The sequence below is a fragment of the Streptomyces sp. NPDC025651 genome, from assembly GCF_055558735.1.
In genome coordinates this window covers 1-3020 of sequence record NZ_JBVHLZ010000032.1, presented here as the reverse complement: position 1 = coordinate 3020, position 3020 = coordinate 1, and the positions used below count along the sequence as shown (strand labels likewise).

1 protein-coding gene is annotated in these 3020 nt (G+C 68.4%); it reads right to left on the bottom strand.

Annotated elements, in window-relative coordinates; all coding sequences use genetic code 11:
• Nucleotides 1–2969: amino acid adenylation domain-containing protein (locus tag ACZ4D5_RS43395; protein ID WP_467778066.1), on the bottom strand; the 2969-nt coding region annotated here is incomplete at its 3' end.
• Between the last annotated feature and the right edge of the window lie 51 nt (nucleotides 2970–3020).

The window sequence follows — 3020 nt, the reverse complement described above, 5'->3', positions numbered from 1 at the left end:
ACCCGCTCACCCTGCCAACCAGCCAACAACTCCCCTCGCTCCTCGCCGGACAACACCTCCAACTCACCCACATGACAATCAGGATCCGCCACCACGGCGGCCAGCACCCGGCTGAAACGCTCCACGAGCCTTTCGACCGTCTCCCGGTCGAACAGGTCAGTCGCGTACTCGAAGGCGCCGACGAGCCCCACAGGGCCACCGTCGTGCCCGTGCTGTTCGTGCACACCAAGCTGCAGATCGAACTTCGCGGCACCGTCCCCCGTCGACTCGCTCGTAAAGGTCAGTCCGGGGAGGTGAAACTGGGCTTGTTCGTTGTTCTGGAAGGTCAGCATCACCTGGAACAGCGGGTGCCGCGACAGTGACCGCTCGGGGTTGAGAACCTCCACGAGGTGCTCGAACGGAACGTCCTGATGGGCGTAGGCGGCCAGGTCGGTCTCACGGACCCGCTCGACCAGTTCACGGAAGGTGGGGTCACCGGACAGGTCGGTGCGCAACACCAACGTGTTGATGAAGAACCCGACCAGATCGTCGAGCGCCTCGTCCGTACGGCCGGCGATCGGGGAGCCGATCGCGATGTCCGACCCGGCCCCGAGCCGCGAGAGCAGCGCGGCGAACGCCGCCCGCACCACCATGAACACACTCGCGCCCGACTCACGCGCGAGGTCGACCAGGCCCTGGTGGATCTCCGCGTCCACCTCGAAGACAAGCCGGTCACCGCGGTGTGAGGCCACCGCAGGACGAGGCCGGTCGACCGGGAGTTCCAACTGTTCGGGGAGGTCGGCGAGTTGTGCCGTCCAGTACGCGAGCTGCTTGCCGAGCAGGCTGTCGGGGTCGTTCTCGTCACCCAGCAGCTCCCGCTGCCAGATCGCGTAGTCGGCGTACTGCACCGGCAACGGCTTCCACGCCGGAGCCCGGCCTGCGGCCCGCGCCTCGTAGGCCTCCGCGACGTCCCGCCCCAGCGGGGCCATCGACCAACCGTCACCCGCCACGTGGTGCAGCACGACCACGAGCACGTGCTGGTCCTCGCTCAGCGCGAAGAGTCGCGCCCTGAAGGGCATTTCGGTGCTCAGGTCGAAGCCCTGGTTCGCCACGGCCGCGACGGCTGCCAGCACCTCCGCTTCGGTGATCTCAGCGACGGGCAGCGGCAGGCTGACCTCTTCGGGGGCAAGGACCTTCTGGTACGGGGTTCCTTCGGCGCTCTCCATGAGCAGCGTCCGCAGGCTTTCGTGCCGCTCCACCACGTCCTGCAGCGCGAGTCCGAGCACTTCCCGGCTCAGCTCGCCTGCGAGGCGCAGCGCGATGGGCACGTTGTACGTGGCCGCCGCGGGACCTTGAATACGGTTGAGGAGCCAGAGCCCGCGCTGGGCGGGTGACAGGGGGATCTCCTCGGGGCGCGGCCGAGGCGTCAACGCCGTGCGGGCGACCGACGCGTCTTCGACCCGGCTCGCCAGCTGAAGCACGGTCGGGCCTTCGAAGAGGGCGCGGAGGGGCAGTTCCACGTTCAGGACGGTGCGGATGCGGCTGATCACACGGGTGGCCAGCAGGGAGTGGCCGCCCAGGTCGAAGAAGCCGTCGTCGATGCCGACGCGGTCGACGCCGAGCACCTCGGCGAAGATCGCGCAGAGCGCGTGCTCGCGTTCCGAGCGCGGGCCACGTCCCGGTTCCGCCAGGCCGTACTCGGGGGCGGGCAGGGCCCGTCGGTCGACCTTGCGGTGCGCGGTCAGGGGCAGCTCGGCCAGACTGACGACGGCAGCCGGGACCATGAACTCGGGCAGCAGCTCACCGACGTACTGACGCACCTGGCCCGCGTCCACGGAAGCACCGGATTCGGACGGCACGACATAGGCGACCAAGCGCTTGTCGCCGGGCCTGTCCTCACGGACCATCACCGCCGCCTGCGCCACCCTCGGGTGGGACAACAAGGCCGCCTCGACCTCACCGAGCTCGATACGGAAGCCACGGACCTTGACCTGCTCATCGGCCCGCCCCACATACTCCAGCTGACCATCCCGCCGACGACGCACCACATCCCCGGTCCGATACATCCGCTCCCCCGCACCCCCCAAGGGATCCGCGACAAACCGCTCCGCCGTCAGACCCGGACGGTTCAGATAACCGCGGGCCAACTGCACACCGGCCAGGTAGAGCTCACCGGGGACACCCACGGGCACCGGACGCAACCGGTCGTCGAGGACATGGGCCCGGGTGTTCCACACCGGCCGCCCGATCGGCGGCACCCCCACCATCCCCGGCGACAACGGCTCACTCGCCGTCGAGGCAACCGTCGCCTCGGTCGGACCATAAATGTTCACCATCCGACGACCACGCGACCACTCACGCGCCACCTCCGCCGAACACGCCTCACCAGCCACCACCAGAGTCACACCCTCCGGCAGACCCCCCACCTCCGCCAACACCGGCAACGTCGCCGGCGGCAACGTCACATGCGACACCCCCAACTCCGCCACAAGCTCGACAAGCCGCGCACCAGGCGTCAAACGCTCGGCCGAACCAAGCACCAACGCCGCACCCGCCAACCACGCCGGCCACATGTCCGCCACCGCCGCATCAAAACTCGGCGAAGCAAACTGCAACAACCGACTCCCACCATCCACACCCAAACGCGCCACGTGATCCCACGCCAGATTCACCACACCCGCATGACCGACCACCACACCCTTCGGCCGCCCCGACGAACCCGACGTATAGATGACGTATGCCGGATGCGACGGCGACAGGGCACAGCTCCGCTCCTCATCCCTGACATCCGCACCCGACTCCACGGCCACCGCGTCGGCCATGTCCTCAAGAACCAGACAGCTCACGCCATTCGGCACGACTTCGCGCACGGCCTCCGAGGTCAGCGCGACAGCAGGCCGGGCATCGCCGAACATGTACGCAACCCGCTCCGCCGGATACGACGGGTCCACCGGCACATACGCCGCACCCGCCTTCAACACCGCCAACATCGCCACCAACAACTCCGGCGAACGCGGCAGCACCAACGCCACCAACCCCTC